6 protein-coding genes are annotated in these 6,702 nt (G+C 45.3%); 4 read left to right on the forward strand and 2 right to left on the reverse strand.

Annotated elements, in window-relative coordinates; translation table 11 throughout:
- Window positions 1-186 precede the first annotated feature (186 nt).
- Window positions 187-708, reverse strand: coding sequence for a CAP domain-containing protein (locus OSCI_RS07860; protein WP_007354372.1), 522 nt, complete (start codon window positions 706-708; stop codon window positions 187-189).
- Between the two features lie 63 nt (window positions 709-771).
- Window positions 772-2,019, reverse strand: a complete 1,248-nt coding sequence (gene trpB / locus OSCI_RS07865; protein WP_007354373.1) for a tryptophan synthase subunit beta — start codon at window positions 2,017-2,019, stop codon at window positions 772-774.
- 340 nt (window positions 2,020-2,359) lie between these two features.
- Between trpB and OSCI_RS07870 the strand changes: the two genes are divergently transcribed.
- The 4 genes from OSCI_RS07870 to OSCI_RS07885 all read left to right on the forward strand — a co-directional run bounded on the left by OSCI_RS07870 (window position 2,360) and on the right by OSCI_RS07885 (window position 6,679).
- Window positions 2,360-3,115, forward strand: coding sequence for a tetratricopeptide repeat protein (locus tag OSCI_RS07870; protein ID WP_007354374.1), 756 nt, complete (start codon window positions 2,360-2,362; stop codon window positions 3,113-3,115).
- 50 nt (window positions 3,116-3,165) lie between these two features.
- Window positions 3,166-3,774, forward strand: coding sequence for a glutathione S-transferase family protein (locus OSCI_RS07875; protein ID WP_007354375.1), 609 nt, complete (start codon window positions 3,166-3,168; stop codon window positions 3,772-3,774).
- A gap of 501 nt (window positions 3,775-4,275) precedes the next feature.
- Window positions 4,276-6,282 (forward strand): molecular chaperone DnaK, encoded by a 2,007-nt coding sequence (gene dnaK / locus OSCI_RS07880; protein ID WP_007354376.1) that lies wholly within the window; start codon window positions 4,276-4,278, stop codon window positions 6,280-6,282.
- A gap of 52 nt (window positions 6,283-6,334) precedes the next feature.
- Window positions 6,335-6,679, forward strand: a complete 345-nt coding sequence (locus OSCI_RS07885) for a four helix bundle protein (protein WP_007354377.1) — start codon at window positions 6,335-6,337, stop codon at window positions 6,677-6,679.
- The last annotated feature ends 23 nt before the right edge of the window (window positions 6,680-6,702 follow it).

Consider the following 6,702-nt stretch of genomic DNA (forward strand, 5'->3'; position numbering starts at 1 on the left):
GGGGGATGACTAACCCGGATTTTGTATGAGGTACAGTAGCAGCAATTAGCTTTCCCAATTTCTTAAATTTTGAGGATTCATTAATTTGAGTGCAACTGCAATTTATAGTATGAACTATTTCTGTTATAGTTGGAGAAAAGCAGGGATTAGTATTACTCTATCTAGATAACAACTAACAACTAACAATTAACTCCGAATAAAAACCTGAGTAAAATAGTATTCTCCTTTCGCATTTTTGGCAATACCAATACCAGTCAAATTATAATTTCCTTCCATGTTTTTACGATGGCCAGGACTATTAATCCAGCCTTCAACAGCATTGCGATCTGGTTCCTGAAACCCTAAATTATAAGCAACATTTTCCGAAGCTCCCCGATAGGAAATCGACTTTCCAATCGCATCAACTCGTTCCTCAAATCCGTTATGACTAAAAGGAACCTTCCCACTCGCCATATTTTGACTGTGAATCCTTGCCTGTTCAATAATACGCGGATCGAGAGTTAAAGGCGGCAAATTCTGAGATACGCGATATTTATTCACTTGTTCGTGAACTGACTTTTCCAAAGCAGTTGGACTTAACATTTCAGAAGTCGGTGTCGCCACAGGTGTCGCAGGCAAAGCTGATATTTTGTCTGCCAGATTTTGAATATCGCATCCAGCCACCAACAATAACACTCCCAAACTCAAGCGACCGAATATTTTTGACATAATTAGCACTTCATTTAATCGAGGCGGTGACAATTAATATTATTACCGCCCCGAACCGCATTGCTAATCCTTCGATGGGTTGAGAAATTTGGCAACAGTCTGAACGTCTTTATCCCCCCGCCCAGAACAATTAAGCACAATTCGGGGGCTACCACTTAACTGCGGACTGAGAGTTTCCAAATAGGCGATCGCATGGGCCGTTTCCAAAGCCGGAATAATCCCCTCTAACTGAGAAAGCCGCTGAAATGCTGCCACAGCTTCATCATCAGTGACGCTGTAATATTCCGCTCTACCAATATCCTTCAAAAAGCTGTGTTCTGGCCCCACTCCCGGATAATCCAACCCCGCACTAATCGAGTGAGGCTCAATTACTTGACCCTCCTCATCTTGCAGCAAATAACTCATCGCCCCGTGCAATACCCCAACTCTTCCTTTTGTCAAAGTAGCCGCGTGTTTTTCCGTATCAACCCCTTCACCGGCAGCCTCGACACCGATTAACCTTACTGTTTCTTCATTGACAAACTCGTGAAAGAGCCCCATCGCATTAGAGCCGCCACCAACACAAGCCAACAGAATATCAGGCAAACCGCCCCATTTTTCCAAACATTGAGAGCGCGTTTCTTGACCAATAATTGCGTGAAAATCCCGTACCATCATCGGGTAAGGGTGAGGCCCCGCCACCGAGCCGAGAATATAATGAGTTGTCTCCACATTCGTTACCCAGTCCCGGATTGCTTCGGAAGTTGCATCCTTGAGGGTTCCCGTACCCGCCGCCACTGGACGCACTTCGGCCCCCATCAGCCGCATTCTAAATACGTTCAAAGCTTGTCGTTCCATGTCGTGAACGCCCATGTAGACGACGCACTCCAAGCCAAAGCGAGCGCATACAGTGGCAGTAGCCACACCATGCTGACCCGCTCCCGTTTCCGCAATCACGCGCTGTTTACCCATTCTCTTTGCTAATAGCGCTTGAGCTAGAGCATTATTAATTTTGTGAGCTCCGGTGTGGTTTAAGTCTTCACGCTTGAGATAAATTTGCGGGCCAGAGCCATCGGGTTTGGTATAGTGGGCTGTCAGGCGTTCGGCGAAATATAAAGGGCTTGGTCGTCCGACATAATCCTTAAGCAGTTGTTGTAATTCTTGTTGAAAATCTGGGTCATTGCGGTATTGCTCGAAAGCTGCCTCTAGCTCAAATAGGGCAGGCATAAGGGTTTCGGGGACATACTTACCGCCGAATTTGCCAAATCGCCCCAGAGAGTCAGGGCGCTGTACAGAGGTTTCAGTAGAAGGACGTAGGGGAGTTGTGGTCACGGACTTGAGGGGATGACTGGATAGATTTCATTGTAGAACTTTGAAGTTGGGTTTAAAACCGGCCGCAGCGGATTTGGACGCAAGAAAATTTGAGTAATTCCTTTAGCTAATCGCTCTGTATATTAACCGCCAAGGCGGTTAAGACGTTCTGAGTTCCACCAAACTTGCTGATGCTATTCCCTTCTTCCTCTTCTTTCACGCTTCCCCTAGCCCCTAGCCCCTAGCCCCTAGCCCCTAGCGATAAATCTCTCACCCAGTGCTAGAATATCTCCCTAATTGGCTTCTAGTAGGGTAGGGTAGTTTGCTCAGGCTCTAAAATATTCACTTTTTATTACCACAAATGATGAAAAACAACAAGGGCGTTGCCTCACTTATCAATTTTACTGGGATTGCCCTGAGTATTTTGGCTGGGGTGGAAATATCGGCTGTTGCGATCGCCACACCCGCTTCCTCTAAGCCTGGTAGTTTGCAACTCGCGCAAAACACCGTACCGAGGCGCGGTCAGCCCGCTCGCGAGGTAATATTTTATGAAATGGACAGAGACGAGGTAAAAATATGCAAACAAGCAGCTAATGCCTCTAAGAAGTGCGAAGTCATTGGTAAGGGATATACTTTCGGCTTGAGAATGGCAAATGACCTCTACGGCCAAGGTAACGTCGCTAATGCAGAGGCTCTTTTCCGGCAGTTAATTGTGCGATTTCCTAAGCAGGCAGAGGCTTACTATAAGTTAGGGGCAGTTCTATCAAGCCAGGACAAGATAGACGATGCGATCGCTCAATATCGACAAGCAATTGAACGCAATCCCCAACACGCTAAAGCTCATAACGACTTAGCCGTTGCTTTGGCTAATAAAAGTCAGTTGGATGAAGCAATTACTGTCTGGCGGCAAGCGATTAAAATTAATGGTGAATATGCAGATGCTTTGAATAATTTAGGTATGGCATTGTTACAGCAAGGACAGAAAGAAAATCAACAGGAAGCTGTAGCTAATTTGACGAAAGCCAGGGATTTATTTATCAAGCAAGGGAAAGTTAGGCAAGCTAACCGCATTGAGCAGATTTTGCAGCAAATCAATCAAGAGGTAAGCGATTCGTAGCCGGAGAAACAGTATATACTGGTTTTCACTTGAATAAGTAATCCCAAATTATGACTCGAACTTTGTATTATGCTCAGCGCTCACCCTACGCCCGAAAAGTAAGGATTTTGTTAGATGAGAAAAATTTGCCTGTGGAACTCATCGCCACCGATATTGCTAACAAATCCCCTGAATTTGTCAGTATTTCTCCCATTGGCAAAGTGCCTGTATTAGTAGATGAAGATGGTACGACAGTTTGGGATTCGACACTGATTTTAGAGTATTTAGACGAAACTTATCCTGAGCCTAGTTTTTATCCTCACGAAAAGAAAGCCCGGCTTCAGTGTCGCCAGTGGGAAGAATTAGCAGATACTTTGGCTGACAATGCAGTTGGTTTGTGGTATCAAAAACAGAAAGGCGATCGTGCTGACTCTGCCGCTCAAGCTAAGTGTCAAGCAGCCATAGATCGGTTATTACCAGTCTTGGATAAACAATTAGTTGCCTCTACTTATCTATTAGGTGAAACTTTCACTGCTGTTGATGTGGCAACAGTATCAGCACTTGGATACTACAGTTTGCGTTTTGGCGAAGATTGGCAACAGCAATATCTCAGGTTAGGAATGTTGTTTAAGCACTTACACGAGCGTGAGTCAGTGAAGTCAACTGTTCCTATTGCCTAAAAACTGGTTATAGAACAGTTAAGAAGCAAAAAAAGCGGGGAGCGAGCAATTCTTATCAGCTCGCTCTGCGCCTGTAGCAACTAAATCTAAAAATTATCAAGAGATAATGGAATTAGTCAGGACTTACGCACCCAACTAAAGAAACCGGGTTTTTTAACGAAAATACTTCACTGTTACTTACAGATTCTCTCAAAAACCCGGTTTCTGGGACTCCCTGCGTAAGTCCTATTAGTGTGACTAACCTCTTTAGCATCCTGGCAACTATATTTTGAGCGCGATTGGTATTACTAACCATTTACCTGATGCAGTTTGTGACAACTTTTAGGAAGTTTCTGCAAAGGCGAAAACCTGATTGCCAGCCAACCCCACCACCAGCGTCCTCAGCCGCAGGGAAGGCCGCTATCTCTGACTCAGTGATAGAGACGCGATACAATGAATGCAACAATCCGTTAAAGCTTATATTAAAAAGCTAAAGAGAACGCCAGAGGAGATAACTAAGGCATGGGCAAAGTAGTTGGCATCGACCTTGGGACAACAAATTCAGTAGTAGCCGTTATGGAAGGCGGTAAACCGGTGGTGATTGCCAATGCAGAAGGGATGCGGACGACACCCTCGGTAGTTGCTTTCACAAAGGAAGGAGAGCGCGTTGTCGGGCAGATGGCGCGGCGACAAGCGGTACTCAATCCCCAAAACACCTTTTACGCCGTCAAACGGTTTATTGGGCGCAAATACGGCGAATTGACTCCAGAATCGAAACGAGTCCCCTACACAGTTCGCCGCGAGGAGAACGGTAATATAAAAATCAAGTGTCCTCGCCTTAAAAAAGACTTTGCCCCAGAGGAAATTTCAGCAATGGTATTGCGGAAGTTGGCAGAGGAAGCTAGTCGCTATCTGGGTCAAGAAGTGACCGGGGCTGTAATTACTGTACCCGCTTATTTCAACGATTCCCAGCGCCAAGCAACGCGGGACGCAGGACGAATTGCTGGACTTGATGTCAAGCGAATTTTAAATGAGCCAACGGCTGCATCTTTAGCCTACGGATTAGAGAGGCGCGAAAGTCAAACTATCCTGGTATTTGACTTAGGAGGCGGTACTTTTGATGTATCAATCTTAGAAGTTGGTGATGGCGTATTTGAGGTGAAAGCAACTAGCGGCGATACGCAATTGGGCGGCAACGATTTTGACCAAAAAATTGTTGACTGGATGGCAGAACAATTTTTAGAAAAAGAAGGAGTTGATTTGCGGCGCAACCGCCAATCGCTCCAGCGGCTAACAGAAGCGGCGGAAAAAGCCAAAATTGAACTGTCGGGAGTTGGGGTTACTGACATCAACTTACCTTTTATTGATGCCAATGAAGATGGCCCCTTGCATTTTGAAACAAGACTAACTCGCGGTCAGTTTGAGGGGTTATGTGGTGACTTAATTCAGCGCTTGCGTCGCCCCGTAAAGCAAGCTTTGACAGATGCCAATCTCAACCCTTCTAGAATTGACGAAATTGTGCTAGTCGGGGGTTCTACTCGCATTCCTTTAGTACAGCAGCTAGTCCGCAGTTTGATTGATAAAGAACCCAATCAAAATGTTAACCCCGATGAAGTTGTCGCCGTAGGAGCAGCAATTCAAGCGGGGATTTTAGCTGGGGATGTACGCGACATACTCCTCTTAGATGTCACCCCTCTATCGTTAGGATTGGAAACCATTGGTGGGGTGATGAAAAAATTGATTCCGCGCAATACGACTATTCCCGTGCGGCGCTCTGACATCTTTTCCACCTCTGAAAACAATCAAACTTTGGTGGAAGTTCACATCCTCCAAGGTGAAAGAGAATTAGCGGCAGATAATAAGTCTTTGGGTCGGTTTAAATTGACAGGAATCCCCCCTGCACCGCGCGGTATCCCACAAGTTCAAGTATCCTTTGATATTGATGCTAATGGTATGCTATTAGTGACAGCAATGGATAGGACTACAGGGCGCGAGCAGAGCATTACAATTCAGGGCGCTTCCACGCTGACGCAACAAGAAGTTAGCCTCATGATCCGAGATGCAGAACAATTTGCTCAAGCTGATAAATTGCAGCGTGAAAAGGTAGAAAAACGTAATCGTTCCGAAGCTTTAGCTTATCAAGCGGAGCGACAATTACGAGAGGTAGCGCTCGATAGAGGAATGCAATTTGCCCAGAGAAATCGCCAACGAATTGAAAATTTAATTCGGGAATTACGCGACAGTTTAGAACGCAATGATGAGCGGGGAGTTGACCAAGTTGGATCGGATTTACAGGATGCGCTGTACGATCTAAGTCGGGAAGTTGCAGCTTACGGTCGCGATGAAGATGATGATGATTTCTTCGAGTCAGTGCGCCGCACTATTTCCGGGGATAAACGCAGAAGTGAAGAGCCTTATATGCCTAGTTCTAGGAAAGTTAGTCGGCCTTCTGAGCGCGTCGGTACTTCTCGGATATCACGACCTTATCAAAGTGATGATTGGGATGATGATGAGGAAGATTGGTTGTAATTAAGGAAGAAGGAAGAAGGAAGAAGGAAGAAGGAAGAAGGAAGGAGGTTTTATGAGTCATAGGGAGCAATGGCAACGAGGAATTTATCTATGTGAGCTTTGCTACGATTTAACCAAGTTCTTTCATCCATCAGAAGTTTATGGTTTAACCAGTCAAATTCGTCGTGCATCTGTCTCCATACCTGCTAATATTGCCGAGGGATATGGTCGTGTTAGTAGGAAAGAGTATGTTCGATATCTACAAATAGCTCTGGGGTCATTGCGAGAATTAGATACTCATTTAGTTATTGCTGAACGGGTGGCGTTAGCCCCTCCACAAAAAATCTCCCCAGTTTTTAAAGAAGTAGATGAACTATCTCGATTAATTGTTACCACAATCAATAAGCTAGGAGACTAAAAAACCATTTCCTCTTCCCTCTT

The organism is Kamptonema sp. PCC 6506 (assembly GCF_000180455.1).
In the GTDB taxonomy this organism is placed as follows: Bacteria; Cyanobacteriota; Cyanobacteriia; order Cyanobacteriales; family Microcoleaceae; genus Kamptonema; species Kamptonema formosum.